This is a genomic window from Paenibacillus camelliae (genome assembly GCF_023715345.1).
GTDB lineage: Bacteria > Bacillota > Bacilli > Paenibacillales > Paenibacillaceae > Pristimantibacillus > Pristimantibacillus camelliae.
In genome coordinates this window covers 80,029-106,215 of sequence record NZ_JAMBNY010000003.1, presented here as the reverse complement: position 1 = coordinate 106,215, position 26,187 = coordinate 80,029, and the positions used below count along the sequence as shown (strand labels likewise).

General features: G+C 44.0%; 18 protein-coding genes. 13 read left to right on the top strand and 5 right to left on the bottom strand.

Going from position 1 to position 26,187, the window contains the following annotated elements:
- Positions 1 to 12 precede the first annotated feature (12 nt).
- The 4 genes from M3180_RS08360 to M3180_RS08345 all read left to right on the top strand — a co-directional run bounded on the left by M3180_RS08360 (position 13) and on the right by M3180_RS08345 (position 6,582).
- On the top strand, positions 13 to 2,235 hold the full coding sequence (locus tag M3180_RS08360; protein WP_251666932.1) for a peptidase domain-containing ABC transporter: 2,223 nt from the start codon (positions 13 to 15) through the stop codon (positions 2,233 to 2,235).
- Positions 2,235 to 3,893 (top strand): beta-barrel domain-containing protein, encoded by a 1,659-nt coding sequence (locus M3180_RS08355; RefSeq protein WP_251666931.1) that lies wholly within the window; start codon positions 2,235 to 2,237, stop codon positions 3,891 to 3,893. Before M3180_RS08360 ends, M3180_RS08355 begins: the two co-directional genes overlap by 1 nt.
- Positions 3,894 to 3,923: 30 nt before the next feature.
- Positions 3,924 to 5,198: an HlyD family secretion protein gene (locus tag M3180_RS08350; protein WP_251666930.1), complete on the top strand. Its 1,275-nt coding sequence runs from the start codon at positions 3,924 to 3,926 to the stop codon at positions 5,196 to 5,198.
- A 106-nt stretch (positions 5,199 to 5,304) separates the two neighbouring features.
- Positions 5,305 to 6,582, top strand: a complete 1,278-nt coding sequence (locus tag M3180_RS08345; RefSeq protein WP_251666928.1) for a TraB/GumN family protein — start codon at positions 5,305 to 5,307, stop codon at positions 6,580 to 6,582.
- Positions 6,583 to 6,659: 77 nt separating this feature from the next.
- Here M3180_RS08345 and M3180_RS08340 read toward each other — a convergent pair whose 3' ends face one another.
- The 3 genes from M3180_RS08340 to M3180_RS08330 form a co-directional block, all read right to left on the bottom strand.
- Entirely contained in the window at positions 6,660 to 7,295 is a 636-nt protein-coding gene (locus M3180_RS08340) for a CPBP family intramembrane glutamic endopeptidase (protein WP_251666926.1), read from the bottom strand.
- Positions 7,296 to 7,406: 111 nt separating this feature from the next.
- The gene (locus M3180_RS08335) at positions 7,407 to 9,017 is read right to left on the bottom strand and encodes a response regulator (protein ID WP_251666924.1); all 1,611 of its coding nucleotides are present in this window, start codon (positions 9,015 to 9,017) and stop codon (positions 7,407 to 7,409) included.
- A gap of 131 nt (positions 9,018 to 9,148) precedes the next feature.
- On the bottom strand, positions 9,149 to 10,882 hold the full coding sequence (locus tag M3180_RS08330; RefSeq protein ID WP_251666921.1) for a sensor histidine kinase: 1,734 nt from the start codon (positions 10,880 to 10,882) through the stop codon (positions 9,149 to 9,151).
- A 246-nt stretch (positions 10,883 to 11,128) separates the two neighbouring features.
- Between M3180_RS08330 and M3180_RS08325 the strand changes: the two genes are divergently transcribed.
- The 6 genes from M3180_RS08325 (at position 11,129) to M3180_RS08300 (ending at position 20,723) form a co-directional block, all read left to right on the top strand.
- Positions 11,129 to 11,983, top strand: coding sequence for an ABC transporter permease (locus M3180_RS08325; RefSeq protein ID WP_251667085.1), 855 nt, complete (start codon positions 11,129 to 11,131; stop codon positions 11,981 to 11,983).
- 16 nt (positions 11,984 to 11,999) lie between these two features.
- Positions 12,000 to 12,878, top strand: coding sequence for a carbohydrate ABC transporter permease (locus tag M3180_RS08320; protein ID WP_251666919.1), 879 nt, complete (start codon positions 12,000 to 12,002; stop codon positions 12,876 to 12,878).
- A gap of 119 nt (positions 12,879 to 12,997) precedes the next feature.
- A complete protein-coding gene (locus M3180_RS08315) occupies positions 12,998 to 14,743 on the top strand; it encodes an extracellular solute-binding protein (protein WP_251666917.1) in 1,746 nt (581 codons plus the stop codon).
- Positions 14,744 to 14,867: 124 nt separating this feature from the next.
- A complete protein-coding gene (locus tag M3180_RS08310) occupies positions 14,868 to 18,830 on the top strand; it encodes a carbohydrate binding domain-containing protein (RefSeq protein ID WP_251666915.1) in 3,963 nt (1,320 codons plus the stop codon).
- Between the two features lie 217 nt (positions 18,831 to 19,047).
- Positions 19,048 to 19,380, top strand: coding sequence for a PadR family transcriptional regulator (locus M3180_RS08305; RefSeq protein WP_251666913.1), 333 nt, complete (start codon positions 19,048 to 19,050; stop codon positions 19,378 to 19,380).
- Positions 19,377 to 20,723, top strand: a complete 1,347-nt coding sequence (locus M3180_RS08300) for an FtsW/RodA/SpoVE family cell cycle protein (protein ID WP_251666911.1) — start codon at positions 19,377 to 19,379, stop codon at positions 20,721 to 20,723. Before M3180_RS08305 ends, M3180_RS08300 begins: the two co-directional genes overlap by 4 nt.
- Positions 20,724 to 20,872: 149 nt before the next feature.
- Here M3180_RS08300 and M3180_RS08295 read toward each other — a convergent pair whose 3' ends face one another.
- Positions 20,873 to 21,352 (bottom strand): DUF4188 domain-containing protein, encoded by a 480-nt coding sequence (locus tag M3180_RS08295; RefSeq protein ID WP_251667084.1) that lies wholly within the window; start codon positions 21,350 to 21,352, stop codon positions 20,873 to 20,875.
- Between the two features lie 5 nt (positions 21,353 to 21,357).
- Entirely contained in the window at positions 21,358 to 21,918 is a 561-nt protein-coding gene (locus tag M3180_RS08290) for a PadR family transcriptional regulator (protein WP_251666909.1), read from the bottom strand.
- A 189-nt stretch (positions 21,919 to 22,107) separates the two neighbouring features.
- Between M3180_RS08290 and M3180_RS08285 the strand changes: the two genes are divergently transcribed.
- From M3180_RS08285 to M3180_RS08275, 3 genes are all read left to right on the top strand, one after another.
- Positions 22,108 to 22,392 carry an alpha/beta-type small acid-soluble spore protein gene (locus M3180_RS08285; RefSeq protein ID WP_251666907.1) on the top strand — a complete coding sequence of 95 codons (285 nt, stop codon included), beginning with the start codon at positions 22,108 to 22,110 and terminating at the stop codon, positions 22,390 to 22,392.
- A 196-nt stretch (positions 22,393 to 22,588) separates the two neighbouring features.
- Complete coding sequence (locus M3180_RS08280; protein ID WP_251666905.1) at positions 22,589 to 24,883, top strand: copper amine oxidase N-terminal domain-containing protein; 2,295 nt, start codon at positions 22,589 to 22,591, stop codon at positions 24,881 to 24,883.
- Positions 24,884 to 25,068: 185 nt separating this feature from the next.
- The gene (locus tag M3180_RS08275; RefSeq protein ID WP_251666904.1) at positions 25,069 to 26,184 is read left to right on the top strand and encodes a two-component system sensor histidine kinase NtrB; all 1,116 of its coding nucleotides are present in this window, start codon (positions 25,069 to 25,071) and stop codon (positions 26,182 to 26,184) included.
- Positions 26,185 to 26,187 lie beyond the last annotated feature (3 nt).

The window sequence follows — 26,187 nt, the reverse complement described above, 5'->3', positions numbered from 1 at the left end:
AAGGAGCAAACGATGCTACATTTTACTGGCAGTTATCACTGTATTAAGCAGCAGGATCTTAAGGACTGCGGGGCTGCTTGTCTAGCAACCATCTCACTTCAATATGGTTTAAAGTATCCGATCTCTAAAATTCGTGAGGTTGCAGGAACGGACAGACAGGGGACAAATGCTTATGGCTTGGTTAAGGCTGCAGAAAAACTTGGCTTTACGGCAAAAGGCGTTAAAGGTGATCAGGAGGCATTTTTCAGTGAGTTCCCACTGCCAGCTATAGCCCATGTCGTCATTGATGAAACACTGCTGCATTATGTTGTTATTCATAAAATATCGAAAACAGAAGTCCTTGTAGCTGATCCGGCTAAAGGGCTTGTTAAATATACGCCAGAGGATTTTTTTCAGATCTGGACAGGCGTGCTGATATTAATGGTTCCAACCCCTCAGTTTCGTAAAGGTAACGAGACGAAGGGGCTATTTGCACGTTTTTTTGGCTTATTGCTACCACAGAAGCGAATGATATTCGGCATATTTTTAGCATCATTGCTCTTTACGGTGCTAGGTATACTGGGCGCATTCTATTTTCAGTTTTTGCTTGATGAGATTTTACCGTACGACATGGAAAAAACACTTCATATTCTGTCGATCGGCATTATCGTTCTATACCTCTTTAAGGTGTTGTTAGACGCCTTTCGATCACATTTACTCTTATATTTAAGCCAAAAGCTGGACATATCCCTCATACTCGGCTATTACCACCATGTATTAAAGCTTCCTATGAGCTTTTTTGGTGCAAGAAAAACAGGTGAGATCATTTCACGCTTAATGGATGCATCCAAGGTCAGAGATGCCATCTCTAGTGCTACGCTCACGATTATGATTGATATATTAATGGTTATTGCCGGCGGAGCTATTCTTTACTCGCAAAGCGCATTGCTGTTTGGAATAACGCTTCTGCTCGTTCCCATCTATATTGGATTAGTGTGGGGCTTCCATAAGCCGTTTGATCGTCTTAACCGAGAACAGATGGAGAAAAATGCACAGCTAACCTCGTATATTGTTGAGTCAATTGACGGTATTGAAACGGTTAAGGCTTATCACGCGGAGGGAAAAGCTAATTTCGAGACCGAGCAAAAATTTGTAAGCTTTCTTAAATCTGTATTTAAGTTTGGTGTTTTTAATAATGTGCAAGGATCGCTAAAGGGACTCGTCCAGTACGTTGGAGGTGTCGTTATTTTATGGGTTGGTGCCGTTCAAGTGATGAAGGGCAATATGACGATGGGCCAGCTCATTACTTACAACGCGCTGCTAGCTTACTTTCTTGATCCGATTCAGAACTTGATCAATTTACAGCCTACCGTGCAAACAGCTGTCGTTGCAGCGGATAGATTGGGTGAAATTCTCGACCTAGAGACTGAAAAGGGAGAGCAGGAGGACAACAAGCTGCAGCCTGCCAGCTTGAAGGGAGACATTGAGCTGCAGAATGTTGATTTCCGCTATGGAACGAGAGAGTTAACGCTGCAAGGGATCAACTTGACGATTCGGCAAGGGGAGAAGATCGCATTTGTAGGTGAAAGTGGCTCTGGGAAAACAACGCTCATTAAGCTGCTTATGCAATTTTATCAGCATGAGAAGGGTGAGATTCTAATCAACGAACACAATATTCGTGATATTCATCTGGATTCGTTAAGGGAACGGATCGCATACATCCCCCAGGACACCTTCTTTTTTAGTGGGACGATCATGGATAATCTGCGTTTAGGAGTCGATGATTCAGTCGATCTCGAGCATATTATTGAAGCGTGCAAGCAAGCGCGGGCGCATGAGTTCATTAATAGCTTTCCACTTCGCTATCAGACGTTGCTGGAGGAGAATGCAACGAACATTTCCGGTGGACAGAAGCAAAGACTAGCCATTGCAAGGGCTATCCTTAAAAATCCAGACATTCTTATTATGGATGAGGCAACGAGCAATCTTGATTCCATCACTGAAAAAGCAGTATCCGATACGATTAACAGCTTCAGTAATTTAACGACGATTATTATTGCGCATCGCCTTAGTACCATTATGCGTTGTGATCGCATCTATGTTATGGATCAGGGACAAATTTTGGAGCAAGGCACGCATGAGGAGCTAATCACTAAACAAGGCAAATATTATGAGCTCTGGAAGGATCAGCTTCCAGGAATAGAGAACGCTTCTGCCGTTACGGAGAAAATTCCTGTAGGGGTAGGTGGAATGTAATGAGAGTCATCATGCACGACATGTCAGAGATGTCTGATAGCAGAGAAATTTTAGAGGCACGAACACATCCAGCTATAACAACATTTATCGTTTTGCTGCTGCTCATCATTGGCGCTGGCTTAACGTGGTCATTTTTCGGTGAGATTGATGAGGTCGCTAAAGCTTCAGGAATTGTGCGTCCGAATGAAAAGGTAAGCAATATTCAATCTACCGTGCTTGGCACAGTCGAGTCTTATCATGTAAAGGAAGGTCAGTGGGTCGAAGCAGGTGATCTGCTAATGAGCCTGGAGCATGAGAGCCTAAAGCTTGATTTAACATCCAATCAGAGTGAGCTAGCCAGATTGGAGCAGGATGTAGAGCTGCTTAAGCGATATCGAGACAGCGTTGAGGGTCACATTAATTTGTTCCAAGAGAAGGATGAGGCAGAGAAGGTTTATTACCATCTCGTTGAGCAATATTTATTGGAGTATGCCCAGAAGGAGCTTCAGTATCATTCCAGCATCGAGCAGCTTAAGCAAGCGACAGGCGAGTCATTGCTTGCAAAGGAAGGAATAACGTTAAATCAGCGGGCGACTAGCAAAAAGAACAATCAATCCATCGCTGATTACAACAGGCAAATCGAGGAGCTGGAAAAGGAGCTTAGCGGAGAACAGCAATTAAAGCTGTCTATGGAAGCGGAGAATAACCAGCTTCCTGCAAGCGACCTGTTAAGAGCAGAACGATACAATCAATATATGCTTACACTCCGTGAGCTGCAAGCTGCTGTTAGCGAAAGTGAAAAGAAGGTGGAGCAGTCGATCGCTCTTGGCGAACGCTTTGTGCCCGCCTCACAGCTAGAAGCTGAAAAGCTGCAGGTCGAGGCTGCTAAGCTGCAGCTTACTCAATTCCAGCAGGAAGCGTTGCTAGGTGTGCAGTCTCAGATCAATGAATACGAGAACAGGATAAAAGAAACAAGGCATCTACTAAGCCAGCTCAGTGGACAGGACTCGCTCGTATCCCTAGAGCATCAATCGTTACAGCTGGAGGAGGACAAGCTGCAGGAGCAGGTTAATAATTTGCAGAAGCAAAGAGATAGTACGCGCCAACAATCAACGATTGAGCTGGAAAAGTTTCGATTAGATCGTTTGGTTCAGATTGAAGCAACGCTGGAGGAGAAGACGGACTCTATTCAATCCTTTCGTCATCAAATCGATCAGCTGCAGCTAGCTATCGATAAGCAAAGCATTCATGCACCGATTGCAGGTATGGTTCACATGGTGAAGGAGCTGAATAGCGGCGATATCGTTCAGCCTGGTGAAGAGCTGCTCTCCATCATTCCCGTCAATGAATCGATGTACAAAATGAGCATAGCCGTTCCGAATCATGAGATCGGTCAAATTGCCGTAGGTCAAGAGGTTGATATGAACTTTCATGCCTTCCCAAAACAAAGCTTTGGTTCCTTGGTCGGTACCGTCCAGTCGATAAGTACCGATTCCATCATTCAGCAGGATGGAAGAAGCTATTACACCGTAGAGGCTTCGATCTCGAATACCCCGCTCGTAAACCGCAAGGGAGAAAACGGTGAACTACGAGTAGGGATGACTGCAGAGGCCTATGTCGTTACAGACTCGAAAAAGATTATTCATTATTTGCTAGAAAAAATAAATTTAAGAGATTAGGAGGGGATTCGCATCAGACAAGTAGTTGCAATGCTACGCAAAGCTTGTGCTGTGAGCTGTGTTGCGCTGGTTACCCTTGCCCTTCTGCTCTCTTCTGCTCAGCAGGCTGCTGCAGCAGTGAATGGAGAGACGATCTCCTTAACTAGAGAGAAGATCCTTGAGCTGGCAGCTAAAAATGATATGACAGTTAGGGAACAGAATTTGCAGGTTAAAGCCAATGAGGCGCAGCTGTTTTATGCCAATGATCAGCGGATTGAGCTAGGTGCTTATAGCAAGCCTGAACTACAATCATTACCGACTGAGCTTGACGAGCTTCGTGCGCTCGTACCCGGCTACGATGATTTATCAGAAGCGGAAAAAAGTGAAGTTGATGGTGCATTAATGATTCAATCGATGATTAATGCTTCTATGAATGAGATGGTGGAAGCACAGGCGAACTATGAATATATGGCAGGGCATCAGCAATGGCTTACGCAGGTGAGAGCGCTTGGAGAAGAGATAAATAATGGAACGCATCAGCTAAAGATCGCTAAGCTGGAGCAGAATAAGCAGGTGCTGCTGGCACAATATGCTGCGCTCAGTCATTACTATGAGCTCATAGAACTAGCCATCGATATTCGTGCTGCGCAGCTAGAGGTTCAGATAGCAGAGACAGCCTACAAGGATGCGGAGAAGCTATATCAGCTTGGAATATCTACGGCGAAGGAGGTTGAGCAGGCTAAGCACACCGCTATCCAGCATAAGAAAAGTGTAGAGCAATTGAGCAGACAGCAACATGAGCAGAAGCAGCGATTTAAGCAAAGCTTAGGGATAAAAGCGGAGGACTCTATCATTCTTCCAGCAATAGACGAGGTAAAGCTAGACGTTCAAGATGACGAAGCTGTTGTAGATATTAAGAAGCAGATCGACTATGTGAAGGCAGAAGAAAGCATTAATCAGATTAAAACTAAGCTTGAGGAAGCACAAACGAGTGGAATGAACAAATATTTGAATGCACTGTTGAAGATTGAAACAGAACGGGTGACCTTGCTTGAAGAATGGCTGCAGCAGAAGGTTGATATGCTCAGTTATGAAAAAGAGACGGTAGAACATAGAATCCAGCAATTAGAAAATGAGTATACATTGCTTTGCTCAAAGCTAAACGATGCTGACAAGCTCTTGACGCTGGGCAGCATTTCAACAAGAGAGCATGAAGCGGTTAGCCATGAACTGGCCCGATTACAGTTTAATCTAGAGAAAAGCAAGCTGGAATGGTTCAGATGGCAAGAAAAAGAGAGAATTGCTGTGCTAGGTGTTTTGCAGTAGCTAGTAAATGGTAATTTTAGGTTGAAATATTGATATATTTTTGTTAAATTTAGAAGTAACTGTATAAATCCTTGCTATCAATCTATTATCGAAAGAGGAGAATTGAATGAAGAAGCTGACCGCACTACTCGCCGCATTAATTATGGTTTTTGTATTCGCTACAGGTGTTCAGGCACAAGAACAAGCTAAAACGGCGGACAAGCCTGTTACCGTATGGATTAATGGAGAACAGGTAGAATTCAATGAGAATGAAGTGATCGTTGAGAAGGGTACTACGCTTGTTCCAGCACGTGCGATGCTAGAAACACTTGGATATTCTGTTGCTTGGGATCATCCGAATCAAGCTGTTCTAGCAGAAAAGTATGGTTTCTCCGTTGCGCTGCAGATTGGCAATGCTACGGGTTATGTGAATGGAGTCGAGACGCAGCTATCTGTTGCTCCTAAGGTTTATCGTGGTACGACCTACGTGCCGCTTAGATTTATAAGTGAAGCGATTAATTACGATGTACAATGGGATCACGAATCTCAATCGGTGTTTCTAACGAAGGAAGCTAGCAAGGGGTATTTTTGGAAGGTAGAGAAGGATGGAGTTGAGGTTCATCTACTAGGCTCTGTACATTTAGGTGATGCTGGAATGTACCCACTACGTGATGAGATTGAAGAGGCTTTCGATAACGCTGATCATCTTGTCGTTGAGGTTAATACGGCTCAGGCACCTGATGAAAAGGTAGCGAAGGAAATTGCTGCTCTGCAAACCTTTACAGACGGAACAACGTTGAAGGATCATGTATCTGCAGAAACGTATTCGCGCATTCAGCAATTCCTTACGGATCTAGGGCTGGAGACCAACGCCTACGATACGTTTAAGCCTTGGGCGGTACATCTGGACATGATTAACTATGAAGCTGTAGTGGCAGGTTATCAGGGCGGATTGGGCATTGACATGTACTACCTGAATAGAGCACTAGCAGCCAATAAACCGATTCTCGAGCTGGAATCGTATATGCTTCAGCTCAACATTTTTGATGGCTATTCGAAAGAGCTTCAAGAGCAGCAAGTGAATGAAGTGCTGGACAGCATTTATGGTGTAGAAGTAACGAGTGCTACAGAAGAGCCTGCGTTAGATGTGCTCATTGATTTATGGGTTCGTGGTGATGATGCAGGGCTCGAGGAGCTTGTAGCTGCTATGAAGAAGGAAAGTCCTGAGATGTATAAGAGTGTGCTGACTGATCGTCATCCTGGTATGATTGAAAAAATCGAAGGCTACTTGAATAACGAGAAGAATGAATCGTACTTTATTATTACAGGATATCTTCATATGCTAGGTGAAGAAGGTCTGGTTAACTTGCTGAAAGAAAAGGGCTATACGGTAACTAGAATCTAATTTCAATAGAAGAGGGCATAACCAGCAAGCGTCGAACGCTTATGGTTATGCCCTCTTTATTCTATACAAAGCCGATTCTACTGTGAGTGCTCAATAGACTGCTTTGAAGCAGGCAATACTGCCTTTACTTTAATAATATTCCGTTTAATTAAGATCGACGTTGCGAAGTTACTTACAGCATGTATCATTAATGCGCTCCACAGTGTCTGCTGCTCCACAGTTATAAACCCAGTAATCAAGCTCATTATACATAAGTAGCCTAGCAAATAAGGCTGTCCCTCATATTGATTCTTATAATGCATGGCTGTAAATACAATCGTAATCAGTAGCACCGACAGCCAGCCTGGTAGGAAGGCTGCAAGCATCAAGAGCAGAACACCGCGGAAGAGCAGCTCTTCTCCAGCAACCGTTAGTATACTGATCGTATATATGCTTGATTTTGAGGTATGAAGAATATTTACAAGGTCATTGACACCATTAGTATTCGGCAGATGCGCCTTCTTCGTGACAATTAGCGCGCCTAATAAGAGCAGCAGCACCAGCGATCCTATTAGTCCGAGCATGAGATCAGTTCCAATATGCTCCACCGTAAATAGCTGCTGTAAAAAGTGAAGGGTGTCAGCTTTTTTCCATATAAAAAGAATGATTCCGCTTATAAATATCGTGACTAGACCAGTTAATGACAATATTTTGTTAGAGATAGATTGTTCCATCGAGACTAGCTGTTCCTCCTTCACAAATTTTAGAGTACTAAGCTAAAGTATAACGTAAATTTCTGTATATTAAAACCATATGACGTGAATCCAAATGTGCCGAGCTCCTTACTACTGATCGCGGAATTCCTGCGGGGTAACACCGTAGCGATCCTTGAACACCTTAATAAAATAGCTCGTTTTATTGTAGCCAACCTTGACGGAGATCTCATAAATTTTCTCCGACGTCGTACGCAGAAGATGAGCGGCTGTTTCTAAGCGCAGCCGTGTAACATATTCACTAATCCCCTCACCGGTTTCAAGCTTATACACCTTGGATAGGTATGACGCATTTAGGAACACATGATCAGCGATCGTTTGCAGTGATGCATCAGCAAGATGCTGGGCTGCGTAGTCTTGAACCTTTTGGATAATTCCGGTTCTAGAATGCTGCGTTCGAGCAGTAATCGATTGCTTATAGGCATGAATGACTCCATCGAGCCAGCTTCTCAGTTGCATGATCGTATGGAAGTTTGGTCCCGTCAGCAGCTGGTTGAATTCTGCGCCTAGGCTGTCGGTCATGCGCAGCTTGTTTTTATGTACCGCATAGCTCAGTGCACTAGCTATAGCATAATATGCCTCAACAATATGCTCGTGAGAATCTCCTCGTTTTTGCTCCAGCTCTAAAAATATAGCTTCAAGCTTATCGTCTACAGCTTCCCATTGTCCTATTTCAAGCAGATGATTCAGCAGTGGCGGCGTATATAATTGGGTCAAGCAATCTGCGTCATCCGCCTCTACTGCAGGCTCGGCCTGCATCGTCAGTAAAAAATCGCGCTCACTACCGATTCGTTGTCTGAAGCTGTGCAGCAGTCGCTCATATTCCGAGGTTAGCTGCTGCGGAAACGTGAGCTCCTGACTTAGCACAAGTGAGATGGTGCCCTTTAAGTAGAGCTTTACATAATGCTGCAAATGTGCCGCCTTTTGCTCAATCGCCTCGGCTTGAAGGCGATAGTCACCGTCGCTTGTAGCAAAGATTAAAAATGCATAATAGCCATAGCTATCCTTAACATGCCATAGCTGATAGTTTTCGGAGAAAATCTCCTCGGCGATATTACAGATCGCATATTCCAGTAATGAGCTGTCCTCTTCGCTTTGCTTATAGAAATAATCCTCCATGCGCAGCAGCATCATATAGCATGGGCTATCCCACTCCAGTGGCAGCTCTACCATATGAAGCCACTTTTGCAGCTGCTCCTGTGGAAGCTGCTTATGCAATAGCGTTGTTAGCAGATGAGAGCGCAGAATTGGCAAATTCGCTTTTACGGAGCTAATCGCATTCTGCAAAGAGCTAACCTCGAGCCAATGCTGCTCTAAGTCCTCAATCGCTTTTTTGACTGCCTGCATTAGCTCCTCATCCTCTACAGGCTTGAGCAGAAAGGCACTTGCTTGCTGCCGCAATGCACGCTGCGCATATTCAAAATCATTATATCCGGATAGCAGTATACATTTGACATGATTCCATGACGTTTTAATCGCATCAATGAGATCAAGTCCTGATATGCCAGGCATGCGAATGTCGGTAATGACAATATCGATCTGCGTTGCTTTCATCGTATCAAGCGCCTCATTAGCGGAATGTGCTTGGTATACTGAGCTGATGCCAATGCTCTCCCAGTCCATATTGGTCGCCAGGTCCTCTACTAGATCAGGCTGGTCATCTACGATAAGTAATTGATACATGCATGCTCCCCCTCTGTCATGTAACGATGTAATAAGCAGCTATGAACGTTAAAAGCAGTGAATAATTTGTAGCTCTATACATTTGGTTGAAAGATGTGAATCTAATCTTCAATGTTAATACAGCAGCACCGTTAGCTTACATTCCGCTCCTGCCAAGTTAGTTTAACGGTTAAGCCGCCTGCTTCCCGGCGTACGAAGCTAAGTGATGAGCTTGGTCCGAACTGCAGCAGCATGCGCTGCTTAATGTTCCATAGTGCACAGCCAGTATGATCGTCAGGTACATTCATCAACTCTCGTTCAAGCTCCTGAAGTGCCTCCTCACTCATGCCAACTCCGTTATCTTGGACGATGAGACTATGCCAGCCGTTTGAGCTTTCTCCGGTAATCGTTATCAGTCCGTCACCATCAAACTGCTCAATCCCGTGCAGGACAGCATTTTCAACAATGGGCTGCAGCAGCAGCCTTGGCAGCTCTAGCTTCATCATTGACTCGGGTACATCGATCGAGTAATTCATATGCTGAATATGAAAGCGTTGAATCTCAAGATAGCTTTCGAGCAGCTGCAGCTCCTCCTTCAGTGTAGAGGTCAGCTTCTCCACCCTTGTCGTATAACGATAGTACTTGGCTAGGTGCATCGACATCATCATAACGGATTCCTTTTTATCCAGCCTTGCCAAGCTGCGAATTAAAGCAAAGCAATTGTATAGAAAATGAGGATTGATCTGCGATTGCAGCTGCTTCACATTCGCTTCGCGGCGACGCAGCTCCTCGACATACACCTTCTCGATAAGCTTCTCAGTTTCTGCAGCCATATCGTTGAATCTAGCAAACAAGTAAGAAAATTCATTTTTCGGATTAACCGTAATTCGAGTAGAATAATTCCCCTCCTGCAGCCGCTTCACATTGCGTATAAGCAAACTAATCGGACGTTGAACATTTCGATAGAGCAGGTATGCCGCTAACAATCCTAATATAAGCAGTAGCACGACAGATACATAAAACAGTACCTGAGTTTTTATAATCGGTTTTAGCATCGCTTCAATCGGTACGTAATCAACCAGGTACCAGTCAAGCGTATGAATGGGGGCAAAGGTAACTAAGTACTTCGTACCTCCAAGGCTTACCGTATCGTTGCTGCCGTTCGCATCAAGCTTACCATCCAGGACAAGCTGATGAATGCTTTCAATCATCTCGGCATTGGCACTTTTGTTGCGGATCGTCTCTCCATCTACATGATATAGGAAAGGGTCGCCCTTGCCTGTTGCCTTGAACGTATCAAGGTCTTTAATAATATGCTCCTCAGGAAAGGAGATTTCGACTATAATACCTGCTCGATCAAGATCCAATAGCTTGCTTTTTGGTTTAACAATATGTCTTACAAAACGCTGCTGTAGGATGTTTTGCGTCACCATCTCCTGATAGGTCCAATTCGGAGCAAGCAGCTTTTTAACCGAATCTAGATCATACGAAAGATAGGTGTTTGTCGATACAAACTCCTTATTGGCTGGAGCAAGAATGCTGTACTGCGTATCCCAGCGCTGCGAAACGTTGAGCAAGCGTAGACGCTCCATAATGCGTAGTCGCTCATCGTTGCGCTCGTAAGCGCTTTCTATTAAGTGCAGCGTTTGCAGCTTCTGAATATGTATATCCTCGCTTAGTAGAAAGCCTAGCGAAGTGAGTGTTGTCACGCTTTTATTGATTTCATCGGCGAGAAACACAATATCCTTCTTCTGCAGCGAGTATACCTCTTCTTCGATGACCTGCATGCTCGTTCGCATCGATAGCGTGTAAAGTAAAATAATGGGAATTAGTAGCAACACAATTAAAGTGATAATTTTGGCAAACGTATTTTCACGTAAACGCATCAATCGTTCCCCACTCTCCATATGTGATGTGAAATAGGAGACAAAAAAATTGGCATCGTTCCAAAAAACGTGGTCTGTAGCAAAAAAAATGTTGCTGATAGAATGATAGTACGGGAGAGACAAATTATATCGCAAATATTGGAAGGGGGCAATACAGTGGACAATGTAATTAGCGAGACAGCAACAGCTAAACGTACTCGCACTAGGGAAAAAGAAAAGCTAAGTCGTACATGGCCGCTGCATATTATGCTGCTGCCCGCAGCAATTGTGACGTTTATTTTTGCTTATATGCCTATGGGCGGATTAGTAATGGCATTTCAGGATTTTAAGCCGTATGATGGCCTGATTGGCTCGAAGTTCGTAGGCTGGAAGCATTTTGAGTTTATGTTTCAGTACCCAGACAGTAAGGAAGTCATATGGAATACGCTCGTTATTTCCAGCTTCAAAATAGTATTTGGCTTAATCGTACCTTTCGTTTTTGCGATTCTGCTCAATGAGGTTCGTAAAACAGCATTCAAGCGTACGGTCCAGACGCTTGTATACTTGCCACACTTCATATCATGGGTCATACTCGGTGCGATTTTAACCGATATGCTGAGCAGCAAAGGGATTATTAATAGCACGTTAATCTCGCTTGGCTTTGAAGCAGTTCCTTGGCTAGCTAATGGCAATTGGTTCCGTTTTACGGTCATCGTTAGTGATATATGGCAAAACTTTGGATTTAATACGATTGTTTTCCTAGCTTCACTCGCTGGTGTCAATCCGTCCCTGTACGAAGCAGCAGAGGTGGATGGTGCTAATCGCTGGAAGCAAACCGTGCATATTACCGTGCCAGCTATGATTCCAATTGCTGTCGTTGTCGGCACATTGTCGCTAGGCAACATCTTGAATGGCGGCTTCGACCAGATCTTTAACCTGTATAATACGCTTGTTTATGATAAAGGCGATATTATTGATACATTCGTTTACCGTACAGCTATTCTGAATGGGCAATACAGCTTCGGTACTGCAGTAGGGCTATTTAAGTCGGTCATTGGCTTGATCTTAATTGTTATCTCCTATCGCATGGCTTACAAGTATGCCGGTTACCGAATCTTCTAGTAAAGGATGAGAGTGTATGTATTATAAAACATCAAGCTATCGAGCGTTTACGGCATTCAATTATGTATTATTAACGATCATTTGCTTGTCCTGCGTGCTGCCGCTTATTCATATTTTAGCGGTTAGCTTTAGCGCAAGCGCGCCAGCCAATTCCAATCTAGTAGGACTATGGCCGATTGGCTTTAACTTTGAAGCGTACGAAAAAACACTGAATAACCCCAACTTTCACAATGCACTGCTTGTAGGCTTACAGCGTACCGTGCTCGGTACGGTGATCGGGATGAGCGTAATGACGCTGGCCGGCTATGCGTTATCGAAGGATACCGGTTATTTTAAGAGCCGCTCGATTTATATGTGGTATTTCCTGTTTACGATGCTGTTTAGCGGAGGGATTGTCCCAAGCTACATGCTCATTCGTGAGTTGAACCTGATGAACACGATGTGGGCGCTCGTTCTACCGCTAGCGATTAATGTTTTTAACATGGTACTGCTTATGAACTTCTTTCGTGCGGTTCCAAGAGAGCTTGAGGAAGCTTCACTTATTGATGGAGCAGGCCATTTCCGAACGCTCATTAGTGTATACTTACCCGTTTCTATGCCGGCTATCGCTACGATCTCACTATTTACGATGGTTATGCATTGGAACTCTTGGTTTGATGGGTTACTGTATATTTCTGATTATCGAAAATATCCGCTGTCTACCTTTTTACAAACCGTCATTGTACAGCAGGACTTCAACAAGATTAGTCCCGATGTCAATGAACTGAAAAACATATCTCAGCGTACGGTCAAGTCTGCACAGATCTTCATTGGTACATTGCCAATTCTGCTAGTTTATCCATTTTTACAGCGCTATTTCGTAAAAGGAATTATACTAGGTGCAGTGAAGGAGTAACAAAGAAATTGGCATCAATCTAAAAAATATGGTCTTTCACTTCAACACGGAAAAAGTAAGATAAAATTATAGCAATTATCGCTATATAAACCAAAATATAACTTATAGGGGGAATGGTTATGAAAAAATGGTTATCATTATTGCTTATTATGTCCTTAACAGCCGTACTTGCTGCTTGTGCAGGCAATAATAATGGCGGCAGCACGAACACAAGCAACACGGGTAATACAACAACGAACAACAATAGCAATTCGAGCAATCAAGGCAACGAGCAACCAAGCAATAACTTTGTTGATGGTAAATATCAAGAGCCGATTACGCTAACGACGGTATGGGGAATTAACGAGAACGGTGCCGTATTTAAGGAAGGGGAAAGCATTGAAGACAACGTGCATACCCGCTTAATTAAAGAGCGTCTAGGCATTGATATTAAATACAATTGGGTGGTAACGAATACGAATGATGCGTATAAAACAAAGCTGCGCCTAATGCTTTCATCAGGTGAAAAAATGCCAGATGTCGTTGCATACCGCGGTGATCTAGAAACGGTAAATATGCTGATTGACTCCGGTCAATTTATGCCGGTGGGTGATCTTGTCGAGCAATATGCCAATGACACGTACAAGGAAGGCCTAGCACTAGATCCAGCGATCTGGCTGCCAATTACACGTGATGGCGAGAAAATGGCGCTGCCAATTCTCGATTATGCATACAATGACGATCATGTGATGTGGATTCGCCAAGACTGGCTTGATAAGCTGAACTTGAAAGCGCCAACAACGATTGAAGAGCTTGAAGCAGTTATGGATGCATTTGTGAATCAGGATCCAGACGGCAATAACAAAAAAGATACGCTTGGTCTAGCAACTGGCTTTAAGAACGGATTTAATACGTGGATGACAGACATTGGCTTCGTATTCGGAGCTTACGGCACGATGCCTGGTCAGTGGAATTTGAACGCTGAAGGTGAACTGGAGAACGGCTCAATTAATCCAAACGCTAAAACAGCACTTGCTAAGCTGAAGGAATGGATGGAGAAGGGTTATATTTCTCAGGATTCAGCGCTTTATGATGAGACAGCAGGCTCTGAGCTGTTTACGAAAGGCGAAGCAGGTATTATGTTTGGACGCAACTGGCTGCCAGCATGGCCGTTCCCAGATCTGCTTGCTAACGTTCCAGGCGCATCCTATAAAGCTTATCCAGTTCCAGCTGGTCCAGATGGCAAGATTGGTTCTGCAGGTGGAAACCCACCGGTGAATGGCTATCTATTCGTTAACAAAGACAGTGCTAACCCAGAAGCGATTCTTCATTACTATAATTGGTTCTTTGATAACCTAGCGAATCCGCAGCCAGGCAGCGAATTTGAAAATGGCTTTGCGGAGGGCTATGACTATGCAATCCTGCCAGATGGAACAGTAACGGCTGATGCAGCGAATCATCCAGAGCTATTCCCTGGTCTTAACGGTCAAACTGCACCTGTACTTTACTACACACTAACGTATGAGGGTGCTCGTATACCAAGTCTGTATGGAGACACTCATCTAAAACTGGCAAGCGGTGCAGCACCAGAAACACCATATGAGAAAACAGAATTCAATTCACGTCCGAAGGAAAATATCGATGCGATGAAGGTAGTTGTCGAGCAAAGAGATATTCGTATGAAAAACTACTATATGGGTCCATTAACGGAAACGATGCAGGACAAAAATGAGCTGCTTAACAAGCTAGTTAATGAAACCTACAGTAAAATCGTTTACGGACAACAGCCGCTGGACAGCTTTGATACGATGGTAGACAACTGGCTGAAATCAGGCGGAGAGCAGATTACTAAAGAAGTTAATGAATGGTATGACAACGCGCAATAATGCATAACTTCTAAACAACTAGCGACTTGCTTCTAGAGACGAATATCTTCTAGCAGCAAGTCGTTTTTTATGCAGTTCATTATTCTAAAGGTCGTTATAACAGAACGAGAGGAGCAAGCAATCAATGAAACGAAGAAGCTTTTGGGTATGGCTGCTTATTCTCACCATGCTGGTGCCTGCAACAGCTTACGGCTCCGGCTATTCCGAGGAACAGCACTGGGGATTTGAACGAATGACGGCTTGGAAGGAGAAGGGTCTGCTGGGAGGCTACCCTGACGGCAGCTTGCGACCAGATGAACCGGTCACACGAGCACAGCTTGCGCGATTGCTGCGTGCAGTACTTCAGTATCCAACAGCAAGTGAAGCTGAAGCCTTTACAGATGTAGAGCCCGGAGCATGGTACCGCGTTGATGTTGAAGCAGCCGCAGCTGCTGGAATCGTTAGCGGTTATCCGGATGGCAGCTTTAAGCCGAATGAGCAAGTGAAGCGTCAGGATGCTGCCGTCATGCTAGCAAAGGCGTTCAAGCTTGCAGGAACAAGCGGAGCTCAGACACTGGAGAGCTTTCCGGATGGGCAGACGGTGAGCAGCTACGCGAAGCATGCGATGCAGCGTCTGCTAGCAGCGGGTATGATGAATGGCTATAGTGATGGTACGTTAAAACCTATGAAAGCGCTATCTAGAGCGGAGGCGGTTACGTTGCTTGATAAATTGACAGGCGAGCTCATTCAAGAGTCTGGCGTGTATTCAGACCAAACCGTTGATGGCAATCTCGTTATTCAAGCAGCTGGTGTTACGCTTGAGCATATGACGATTAAGGGCAATGTCTATGTGACGGCAACTGTAGGCGATGGAGATGTGCATCTGAACGATGTTCGCATGGATGGAACGCTACATATTAATGGTGGCGGTACGGACAGTATCTACATTGAGAATTCAACAATTAATAGGATTGTTGTGAATCGCTTAGAAGGAAAGGTTCGCGTCGTTATACGAGATGGCTCGAGCATTGATGAGCTGTACGTTGAGCATGACGCGATCATTGAGCTTGATAAGGAATCCTTCATTAAATTGCTTTCCTTTATGAAGGGAGCAGAGGGCAGTAAGCTTGCATCGACAGGGACGATTGAGCAGCTGTTGAATGAAGCGGGTATTTCATATACGAAGCCAGATCAGAACGAGGGATCATCGAATGGAGGAACTATACCTGTGCCTGTACCAACCACTCCACCTAAGGATGAATGGACACTTGTATGGAGTGATGAATTTGATAGATCAGGAACGAATCTTGATGACAACGGAGTCGATCTTGATAAATGGGCTTACCAGCTTGGTACTGGCTCACAATATGGTCTCGATGGCTGGGGCAACAATGAAGAGCAGTATTATCGTGCGGAAAACATCGCCGTTGAAGATGGCGTACTAAAAATTACTGCTAAGCACGAGCAGCATGAAGGTAAGTCATACACGTCAGGGCGCTTGTTTACGGAGCCTAACTTCTCACAGACGTATGGCAAATTCGAGGCAAGAATGAAGCTTCCAGCTGGTGATGGACTATGGCCGGCATTCTGGATGATGCCGCAGCATAGCGTGTATGGTACATGGGCCGCTTCTGGAGAAATCGATATTATGGAAGCGAGAGGCAGATTGCTAGATGAGATCGGCGGAGCGATTCATTATGGTCGCAACTGGCCGAACAATAAGTTCTCAGCAGGAACGTATCATTTCCCAGAAGGGCAAGATATTACGGATTATCATGTATACGGCCTAGAGTGGGAGCCAGGCGAGCTGCGCTGGTATGTCGATGGCGTGCTGTTCCAAACGCTTAACAATTGGGATAGCTGGGGAGAGAATGAGCCTGCCAAATATGCATTCCCAGCACCATTTGACCAGCCGTTCCATATGATTCTGAACCTTGCGGTTGGTGGTAACTACGACGGTGGCAGAGTGCCTGGTGAGTCTGATCTACCTGCAGAAATGCTTGTCGACTATGTACGAGTTTATGAGCTAACCGGAAGACCGTATAAGGAGCCGATGGAGCCTGCTATTGAAGCAGAGCCGATCGATGCACCATACAAGGAAGCGGTTGATGGCAGCTACGTATACGACGCTGCATATGAGCAGCCGATTACAAAGGTAACGAATGACGGTGAGCAGCTCAATGAGCAGTATTGGAATTTCGTTGCGCTACAGCAATTCGGTGGAGCGGGTGAATTGACTGTAGAAGCGCTGGAGGAGGAACGCTTTGCTAAAGCATCGATAAGCAATGCGGGGAATGAGACGCATTCTATTCAGCTTATTCAGCATATAACGGTCGGCAAAGGCCGCTGGTATAAGCTTAGCTTTGACGCCAAGTCTGATGCGAGCCGTAATATGGCGGTGAAGATTGGTGGCGGTGAACAGAGAGGCTGGTCTGTCTACTCTGACAACTACGATATCGCCCTAACGAGTGAGCTGCAGCATTATGAGAAGGTGTTCCAGATGACGGCCGATACCGACAAGCAAGCTCGATTAGAGTTTAATATGGGGCTGAGCACAAGCCCGATTTGGATCGGTAACGTGAAGCTGGAGGAGATTAATGCTCCAGATCCATATCAAGAGCACGGATTGAAAGAGCCGCTTGCTAATGGCAACCATATTTATAATGGTAGCTTCGATCTTGGTTATATTCACCGGCTAACGTATTGGATGACCTCCGTTGCTAATGATGCGAAAGCTGCATTTAATGTAGATTCGTCGCTGCGCGAGCTCCATGTTTCGATTGAAGAGGGTGGTCAGCAGGCAGATGCTGTCACAATTGCTCAGCATGGTATCAGCTTAATTCAGGACAACGCATACGAGCTGACATTTACTGCGCGCGCTGATGCGCCTCGCAGCATTGACGTGATCTTCATGAATGAGGATGGCGAGCTACACGGTCAGCCCGTCACGTTTAATCTAGCACAGGAAGCTGCAAGCTACACGGCAAGCTTTAATATTGAGCAATCCGTAAGCGAGTCGGGGACGCTAGTCTTTTGGCTAGGTGGAGTTGAAGGCTCCGTGTATATGGATAATATTAAGCTGGTGCGTACAACGGATAACCATGTAGGCGAGCTGCCATTAGAGCTGCAATTTCCACTGAAAAACGGTGACTACACGAACGGCTTGAGTAGTTGGAGTGAGCATGTGCAGGGACGTTATGACGGCTGGGATCAGTATACGAAGATGGATGTTGCAGGTGAAGTGCTGGAATATACGGTGTGGAGCACAGGTAACAATCCATGGGACGTCATGCTTGCGCAATCTGGCCTCCAATTGAAAAAGAATCAGACCTATGTTATATCACTGGATGCGAAAGCCTCGTTAGGAAGAGAGGCTGAGCTCGTTCTCGAGAATGACAGCTATCACCGCTATATGTCAGAACGTCTTGCTCTAACGGAAGACTGGCAAAGCTATAGCTTTGAGCTATCGATGGAGCATGATGCACTGCTATCCTTCAAGCTGCTGCTAGGTAAGCTGGAGGGCGCAGAGGCAATTGGTGAGCATACGGTATGGGTTGATCATGTGCGCGTGGAAGTAAAGGATGCAAGAAGCAAGGCCTTTCTAGCGGTGAATGGTGATTTTGCTGCTGGCATGGATGGTTGGCATACGCATGTACAGGGGATATATGATGGTCCATCGAAGGCGAGCTTTAATGTAGATGGAGGTGCGCTGCATGCTACGATTGAGCATTCCGGAGTAAATCCGTGGGACGTTTTGCTATTCCAGGAAGCCGTACCGGTCAGCAAGGGAAAAACATACGTTGTTTCCTTCGATGCTCATGCAAGCATAGCACGCGATATTGAAGTGATTGCAGAAAACAGCGCATATGCACGTTCGCTTAATCAACCGGTTACGTTAACGGGAGAGTCGCAAAGGTTTAGCTATGAATTTACGATGGAGCGTGACGAGAACGTACAGCTGAAGTTTCTGCTTGGTAAGCTTAATGGTACGGAGGAGGCCGATGTTCACCATATAACGATTGATAACGTACAATTTGAGCTTAAAGGAGCGCGAGCTGCGTTAAGCAGTGCGGTGGAAAGCGTTGAGCAGGAATTGGTGAATGAGTAAAATAGTTTAGCATAATAGCATATCGAATCAAGCTGCATCTCGAACGTTAGCATTAGGCTAACGATGAGATGCAGTATTTGATTTGTGGAAAGGATGTGGCCATTAAATTCCAAAAAGGTAATTGACAAATATTGAATAATAAACAGATTTTGTATATACTAATACATAGATTACCGATGTATCGTAATTATAGGTATAGAAGGGAAATGAACGAGCGATGAAAATTAATAAGGAGCTTATGAAGGGCAGCACAGTCATACTCATCCTCTCTATGCTAGATCGAGCGGATATGTATGGCTATGAAATGACGAAAGAAATTGAAAGAAGCTCGGCTAATGTGTTCACTTTAAAGGAAGGCACATTGTACCCCATCCTTCATACGCTTGAGCTAGAAGCGATGGTGGAGGCATATTGGAGAGAAGAAGGCGGGCGCAAGCGAAAGTATTATCGGATAACGGAAAGCGGCAGACAGCAGCTGCAGGAGAAGCGTGAGGAATGGACGCTCTTTCGCAACACGGTCGATCGATTGATTGGGGAGGGCTCAGTATGAATGAGAAAAAGTTAGCCACCCATCCATTGGTCGCTGCATACTTAGAGGAAGTTTGTAGCCATGTAAAGGCTAAAGACGTACATAATGACATTGCAAGTGAGCTGCTAGGGCATCTGCTAGAGCGTGTCGAAGATCTGATGGAGCTGGAGCAGCTGGGTGAAGAAGAAGCGATCGCTTCAGCCGTTAGAGGTATGGGAGATGCACGTGAAGTAGGGATTGGGCTCAATGCTGCGCACAAGCCGAAGACGGAGTGGAGTGTAGTCGTGATCTTTGCCGTCATGTTCTTGTTAGCTGTCGTTGCACTTTTTGCCTTGCCTGCAGGATTCATAGATATGACGACTAAGCTTATTATTGTCTTGGCAGGCTTGCTGTTCATGGTTGCCGCCTATTTTGGTAATTATCAAAAGCTTGCGAGATGGTCATGGTGGCTATACGCAATAACGATCGGAGTTATGTACTATACTCTGTTATTCGGCACACAAATCAATGGTGCGAAGGAATGGCTTTCAATAGGGAAGTTAACCTTTAATCTTGGTGAAGTGTCTCCTTATCTGCTCATTGTTGCTATTGCTGGAATTCTCTATATCGAACGCAGCAAGCCTCGATCAACTCAACTTATGTCATCCGTCAAAATATTCGCACAGCTGGTCGCTTTTATACTGTTGCCGATGCTCGTATATATGTTGACGCCTACGATGATTAATTTGGCTGTTTACATGTTCGGACTTTTTGTACTGTTCATTGTATACGGCAAATGGCGCTTTATGCTAGCTGCAGCAGGCACTTTAATTACAGGTATAGTGCTGCTGCTATCGTTTAATGGCGGCCAATTACATTATATTATTTTCCGCTTAACCACTATGTTCAGTAATGATCCTCATGCTAATTATCAAGCGTTACGATCAGTTGAGGCTATTCAAGCGGGAGGACTATGGGGACAAGGCATCGGTGTGCCTAACCCTAAACTACCGTTTATCTATAGTGAGATGATGTATGCTTATCTTGTTTACAGCTTAGGCTGGATATTTGGAACAATAGTTGTGTTAGCCGTTATTGCTTTTGTTTGGCGCACGATTCGTATGGGGCTACGAACGAAGGATATGTATGGAAGATCATTAATTGTAGGTGTCTGCAGCATATTCGGCATACGATTGCTATGGAATTTACTGATGTGTCTTGGTATTGTACCTATTTTTGGCATTGGTCTTCCGATTCTGCAATTAAGCTCAGTCACCATTTTGGAATTTGGCTTAATTGGCTTTATGCTTGGCGTCTACCGAAGAAAGGATATGATTAGTCAGCAGCAAGACCAAGGCTTCCAATCTTCGTTGACTAAGTCATGATCGACCAAAAGAAACTCCTCTCTTTGGGTGATTGCACGAATCTTCCCGCAGAGAGGAGTTTTTTTGTTGAGGTTTGGATGTGTTCAGCGCAGTCCATGAATAACAATGCAAAGCAATGCTAATTGGAATGATGTTTAATCTGCTATTGATTATCCCTTGTTCAAGCGTTTGCTTGCTGTCTGGCTTTCCTTCGTAACAGGGACTGCGGAAAGTGCCTTTCCAAGGCCGTAGGGTGGCATGTTGACGTAGATCGATTCATAGCTGCCAGCCTTTAACTGATAGGTTTCATGGTAGACAGCAACCGCCTGGCTGCTGCTTCCTACCCTCTGATTAAACTTTTTCCATGCTTCCATATGCTTATTCGCTTTGGAATAAGCAAGCAGCTCCTCTGTCGAATTCCAGTATTGCACCATTATCGTCGTTCGAAGACCAAAATAGCTTTCCATGGACATAAAGCCAAGCTTTGCTTTGTGCGTGTACAGCTCCTGAACCATCCCTGGCATCGCCAGAAATACAGGCAGCCACTTGTGCAGCGCCCACCACTTGTTAATGCGCATACCGATTAAAAACACGACAATATCCTGGTCATTGTTAACCGTGTAACGCCCCTTTAATATTGAAGCCGACATCATGATTAGCCCCCTTCCATTTGATTGAATTGAAGCAAGGCATGCTCACACCATTCAATCGCAGCAATGGTGGTCCGCTTGCCATAATCCAGCGTAAGCAGCCAGTACTGTACATCCTGTTCCTCATCTGTTGCATGAGCTGTAATCGATTGCTCAATGCCTACATACGTGGCATAACGATCCTCAAGCTTATTCTTATAATCCTGCAGCGTGCGTATCGTATGCTGCTTGGATTGATGACTGCCGAAAAAAAGCTTAAGCAGCACCTCATTGCGTTCAACAGAGATTTGCTTAATTGGCTGCTCTAACCATTCTCGTAATACCTCTTTGCCTTTGTCCGTAAGCTCATATTCATTCCGGTCAGGCTTGCCTGGCTGCGAGGAGCTTTGTATCGTTGCTAATCCTTCCTCTGTTATGAGCTTAAGAGTAGGGTAGATCTGACCGTAGCTAATTTTCCAGAAATGAGTCAAGCTCTGGTCAATCAGCTGCTTAATGGCATAGCCAGATCGACAGGATGTCGTTAATATTCCAAGGATCGCGTAAGTCGTATCATTATAGTTTTTCATAGTATCACCTATCTGTTTGATATATATCATTTAGATACATAATAGCACGAGATAGAAAATAATGGAATAGTGATTTTATTGAATTTACTCATTTTTTTCTCATTGTATTCTCGTTGTATCCTCGTTGTATGAATAGCGATGGCGGAGGGTATGTTAGGGACAATCATAGCGTGAAGGAGGTGTAATCACATGGGAAGAAGACGCAGATCCTATGCTGTGCCTAATGTTCAACAAGCAATGCAGCAATTTAAAGCTGATGTGATGCGTAATGAAGGCTATACGGTTGATCCTGCTCGTCCAGATGATGTGAAGTTTGAAGTAGCTAAAGAGCTAGGTGTTCCTCTGCAGCCGTACGACAACGGACATCTTACGACGGAGGATGTCGGTCATATCGGTGGAAAAATTGGCGGGTCGATGGTCAAGGAGATGATTCGACTAGCCCAGGAAAGACTGGCAGATGAACAGCAGAAGTGATGCTATGTCAACTAATGCGCATTAATACGAGGCATGCTAAGAGCACCTATACGTGCACTTAGCATGCCTTTTATTACCATCCAATATATGGAAATTACTGAGCAACTTTTTCCCCACTTTTCCTGTAGTTGATCTATAATAAGTCTGTTATAGCTACATAACTTCAAAGTGTAAACAACAGGAGGAATGGTTAAACATGGCTTGGAAGAAAATTGTTTCATTGGTCATAGGCTGTACATTACTTATGACTATACTGTCTCCGGTTACGGCTGCATCGGAGTACGAAAGCATTGATAGCATCACGTTAAAGCAATCTCCTTATTCGATTGGAGATGGGTGGAGTGTAGATGGTTCCTTTAGCTCGAACGCACCTTATTCCATGGCTATTGGTAAGTCTCAGTATGTAGCGGTTGGTCCTTACGGATCGATTATGACATCGAAGAATGGACGTAACTGGAAGGCTACAAGTAAATTTAATAACTATCAGTTAACGACGATTGCCTATGATGGCAGCAACTATTATATGTTTGGTTCGAATACTGAATATGAGAAAAACGCTGCCTGGTCTTCATCGGAATTGTTTGTTTCAAAGGATGCACTAACCTGGGAAAAGGCTGATTTTAATCCTGGTGAGTCCATTCACTATTTACTGTGGACTGGCAAGCAGTTCATTGCTGTAGGTCAGAAGCATGTCTATACGTCAAGTGATGGACAGAAATGGACAGAGCGCTTGACGCTTACAGACAACTACGGTAATCATTATCTTCATTACGAGAATTCAACCTACTTTATTTATGGCTTTGAACACAATAAAGTATACACATCTAAGGATGGCGTAAAGTGGACAACAAAATCGTTGGATACGAAGGCGAGTATTCAAGATTTTGTCTGGGCAAAGGATCGCTATATTGGAGTAGGGAACGGCTTGTTTACATCTAAGGACGGCATCTCTTGGACGAAGCAAAGTCAATCGCCTAGCGAGGCTAATCTTAATTACCTTTATTATGATGGCAAGCAATTTATAGCGTTTGGACTAATTTACAACAATGGAGGAGTAGGAAAGCAAGTATCTTATACCTCTAAAGACGGTGTTAACTGGAAGAAGCATGACTTGTCTAATTTGCAGACGCAAGTCTATCTCATCTATCCAGTTGATGGCGGATACGCAGGTTTAGCTTCTAATAAAACCATTGATCGTCCAGATGGTACCTATTCTTTATTCTCTAAGGATGGCATAAGCTGGACGTATGGCCTTGTCGGAACGTCGATTTTTGGCGACTTTAGCGGTATTGCAACAAACGGTAAGCGCACGGTTGCTGTAGGGGCACATGGCAGCATCATTTATACAGATGATGGATCTAACTGGAAAAGTGCTACGCCGCTTCCTTACGGTAAGATCGGCAGAACGCTATTGTTTGACGTTGCCTGGGGTGCGAACAAATTTGTTGCGACTGGGAATGGTGGCATCTATACCTCCACCAACGGTGTAAATTGGAAAAGGGAAAATGTGCTGGATGAGTACGGACAGCTGCGCGACATTCTATGGACAGGGAAGTTTTTCATTGCCGCAAGTCAAGTGGATGGGGTGTACTATTCGAAGGATGGCGTGAAGTGGTCTAAGGTTAAAAGTGTAAGCACCTACGATCATTGGCTAAATTCAATGGTTTGGGATGGCAAGCGTATTGTCGCAACGTTCTCTATGTACAATAACGGTGATCAATATACGCGTGTTATGCAGACAACCAATGGTACGACTTGGACAACCCTTGCAACCATTGATGTTATGAATATGCATATCGCATGGAATGGTGAGAAGTATGTTGCGGTAGATTGGTATAATGCTGCTAGGCTGTACACTTCAACTGATGCGAAAAAATGGACACGCGCAAAGGTTAATTTGGACGATGAGAATGATCGATTTGAATTTATAACATCATTCGATGGTTATTTCTTCGCCTTTAATGATTCATTAAAGATTATTGATGGCGATTATACCGATTATAACGCCTATTACACATCTAAGGACGGTGTGAAGTGGAGAGAGGTAGCGGTCAATGATCCGTACAGTGCGAATACCTACGGCAATATGATGATGATGGACGGCATTAAAGCTTACAGCAAATATATATTCGTTGGTGCAACTGGTAAGATCATGTATGCAAAAGAGCTGCAGTTTGAGGATCCGATAGCTATTACTATACTTGGCTCAACCCTTAATATGACAGCAGATGATGGCAAGCCATATATCGAAAAAGGAACGACCTATGTACCGCTTAAAGTGATCGGAAAAGCACTAGGCTACAGTATCGCATGGGATCAAAAAACGAAAAGTGTCACCTTCGCCAAGGACGGCAAGAAGACGATTTTCAAAAATGCGATAACTAAAAATGGAAGATCGTATGTGCCATTGCGTGAAATATCGGAAAGCTTAGGCTATAAGGTCAATTATGAGCGAAAAAATCAAGAAACAAATATTCATATAAATAAATAATATGCTTTATAAAAATACACATATAATTTTATATGTGTATTTTTATTTATTTTGTTTATTTATGGTAGACAATTATATTATTATATGTGAAAATTTCTGAGAGCTAATTAATAAATGAATTTTATTGGAGTAAGTGAAAGGATAGATAAATTTTAAAGTCAAAGATTTATAGGAGAGATTTACACATGAACGATGTCTTGTTAACACCAGATATGTTACCGTTCCCATACTTTATGGTTGATCGAGAGCTTAACATTTTGTTACAAACCGATTGTGTAAAGCATAAATTCCCGATAGCACATAACTTCTTAGAGCTTGTTGATGCTAGTAGCAGGGAGAAGATCATTGATGATTTTACAAAGCTTGATTCCATACACAAGCTAGAGCTCCATCTTCATACGAGAAAGAAGAAAGCAGCGTTATTCGAAATTTATATTCATTGTCAATCATCCAATCAAATTCATCTATTCTGTATTGATAAAGAGAGTCAAATGGAAAGCTTTCAAACACAAGTATCAGGCTTAGAATGCAATTTTATTAATGTAACGCATTCCTTATTGGAAGAAAAAATTATGCTGGAGCAATCCATTGAGCAGCTACAGCAATCCGTTATTGAGCATGAAAATTTAGCGACGGTAGGTAAGCTAGCTGCAAGCATTGCTCATGAAATTCGTAACCCTCTGACCAGTGTGCGAGGATTTGTTCAGCTGCTGCGTCCACATTTGCTCGAGATAGGCAAAGAGCATTATGCAGATGTTGCAATATCAGAGCTGGATCGAGCGAATGATATTATCTATGAGTTTCTTAATACGTCCAAGCCTTCTGCGCCAACATTAGAGCAGGTTAGCATTGTGTCTGTCGTTGAGGAGGTTATGCTGCTTTGCCAAAGTGAATCACTGCTTAATAATTGTTATTTTGAGTATAGGCGTCCAGACAACGATATATGGTTATGCATAGATCCAAAGCAAATTAAACAAGTGCTGCTTAACTTGATCCATAATGCTATGGATGCTGTGAAAGAGAGTGTAAACCGTAATCATGGAGTCATCATGATTGATATTCGTCATCTGCATTCTAGAGTCGAGATTGTAATAGCCGATAATGGCAGCGGAATTAATCAGGAGAATATGCAAAAAATATTCGCTCCCTTCTATACGACGAAGAAAAAGGGAACTGGGGTTGGACTCGCTGTATGCCAGCGTATTATCGAGGATCATAACGGAAAAATTGATGTACATAGTCAATTAGGCAGAGGAACATCCTTTACAATCACTCTGCCTTGTTTAACTAGCATAAATTGAAGA

Coding starts and splice junctions, on each gene's coding strand:
- M3180_RS08360 (WP_251666932.1), top strand. CDS start 13: ATGCTACATTTTACTGGCAGTTATCACTGTATTAAGCAGCAGGATCTT.
- M3180_RS08355 (WP_251666931.1), top strand. CDS start 2,235: ATGAGAGTCATCATGCACGACATGTCAGAGATGTCTGATAGCAGAGAA.
- M3180_RS08350 (WP_251666930.1), top strand. CDS start 3,924: ATGCTACGCAAAGCTTGTGCTGTGAGCTGTGTTGCGCTGGTTACCCTT.
- M3180_RS08345 (WP_251666928.1), top strand. CDS start 5,305: ATGAAGAAGCTGACCGCACTACTCGCCGCATTAATTATGGTTTTTGTA.
- M3180_RS08340 (WP_251666926.1), bottom strand. CDS start 7,295: ATGGAACAATCTATCTCTAACAAAATATTGTCATTAACTGGTCTAGTC.
- M3180_RS08335 (WP_251666924.1), bottom strand. CDS start 9,017: ATGTATCAATTACTTATCGTAGATGACCAGCCTGATCTAGTAGAGGAC.
- M3180_RS08330 (WP_251666921.1), bottom strand. CDS start 10,882: ATGCGTTTACGTGAAAATACGTTTGCCAAAATTATCACTTTAATTGTG.
- M3180_RS08325 (WP_251667085.1), top strand. CDS start 11,129: ATGCTGCTGCCCGCAGCAATTGTGACGTTTATTTTTGCTTATATGCCT.
- M3180_RS08320 (WP_251666919.1), top strand. CDS start 12,000: ATGTATTATAAAACATCAAGCTATCGAGCGTTTACGGCATTCAATTAT.
- M3180_RS08315 (WP_251666917.1), top strand. CDS start 12,998: ATGAAAAAATGGTTATCATTATTGCTTATTATGTCCTTAACAGCCGTA.
- M3180_RS08310 (WP_251666915.1), top strand. CDS start 14,868: ATGAAACGAAGAAGCTTTTGGGTATGGCTGCTTATTCTCACCATGCTG.
- M3180_RS08305 (WP_251666913.1), top strand. CDS start 19,048: ATGAAAATTAATAAGGAGCTTATGAAGGGCAGCACAGTCATACTCATC.
- M3180_RS08300 (WP_251666911.1), top strand. CDS start 19,377: ATGAATGAGAAAAAGTTAGCCACCCATCCATTGGTCGCTGCATACTTA.
- M3180_RS08295 (WP_251667084.1), bottom strand. CDS start 21,352: ATGTCGGCTTCAATATTAAAGGGGCGTTACACGGTTAACAATGACCAG.
- M3180_RS08290 (WP_251666909.1), bottom strand. CDS start 21,918: ATGAAAAACTATAATGATACGACTTACGCGATCCTTGGAATATTAACG.
- M3180_RS08285 (WP_251666907.1), top strand. CDS start 22,108: ATGGGAAGAAGACGCAGATCCTATGCTGTGCCTAATGTTCAACAAGCA.
- M3180_RS08280 (WP_251666905.1), top strand. CDS start 22,589: ATGGCTTGGAAGAAAATTGTTTCATTGGTCATAGGCTGTACATTACTT.
- M3180_RS08275 (WP_251666904.1), top strand. CDS start 25,069: ATGAACGATGTCTTGTTAACACCAGATATGTTACCGTTCCCATACTTT.